The following is an 809-nucleotide window of genomic DNA, read 5'->3' as shown; positions in this document are numbered from 1 at the left end:
AGATTCTGATGGCTAACTATCGTGAGGCGTACAGAATGAAGGGCTTGTAGGAGAAATACATGTCCTTGATGAGTGGGGTGAAATGAACAAGGCGACAACGTATAACTTACCGAGCGTGGCTGTTATAGGTTGTCGCCTCGTTTTATTGGCTATACCGAGTTGGTCGTGTTTGCCGGGTATCATTTGTGTTACCTGTATAAATCTAATACCATGATAAAACACACTGCGGAGGTTCGCCCAAGTGGCTGGAGGCGCAAAGCCTCCAAGGAACGTTGCTTTATGGCAGGTCTATGCCATTGCATTCTCTGTAAAGATACAGACCAGTTTAGTGCGGCTTGTCTGCTTGCCTATGACGGACTGCATGATGAACTCCCGAAAGGCTCTGCTCTCAATGCTGTCAATACGGAAGGCTACCGCAATGACGAGTTCAAGGCTATACACATCATAGCTGATGCGGCCGTTCTTCCTTACATGACGGCGCACACTATGCTCTTTCAGAATGCCGTCCTTGAATACAGCCTTGACAGCCTTGCGCACATAGCAGCCGAACACATTATACATGTCGGCAATCTCCTGCATGGTCATCCATACTGTATCGGTCGGCATGGATACCGTTCCGCTCCCGCTGATAGTTATAACTCCTCTGTTCATTTTCCAATAGTTTTTTCGTTCGACAATCTGTTCCTTTCTCGCTTGGCAATAAGCTTATCCATGTCATTTGAAATCTTCTGCTCCGTCACCTGCGCATAGACCTGTGTGCTTGTAATGTCTGCGTGTCCCATCATCTTGGCTATGCTGCCGATGGGAAT

1 protein-coding gene and 1 pseudogene are annotated in these 809 nt (G+C 47.6%); both read right to left on the bottom strand.

Translation table 11 applies throughout. From position 1 onward, the window contains the following. Positions 1–288: 288 nt before the first annotated feature. Positions 289–651, bottom strand: coding sequence for a hypothetical protein (locus tag NNC77_RS16520; protein WP_254971948.1), 363 nt, complete (start codon positions 649–651; stop codon positions 289–291). After that, positions 648–809, bottom strand: a pseudogene (locus tag NNC77_RS16515) (site-specific integrase); the annotation flags it as partial. The gene NNC77_RS16520 and the pseudogene NNC77_RS16515, both read right to left, overlap by 4 nt.

The sequence above is a fragment of the Segatella copri genome, assembly GCF_024330485.1.
Lineage (GTDB): Bacteria > Bacteroidota > Bacteroidia > Bacteroidales > Bacteroidaceae > Prevotella > Prevotella copri_L.
This window is presented reverse-complemented; position numbering and strand designations above follow the sequence as displayed.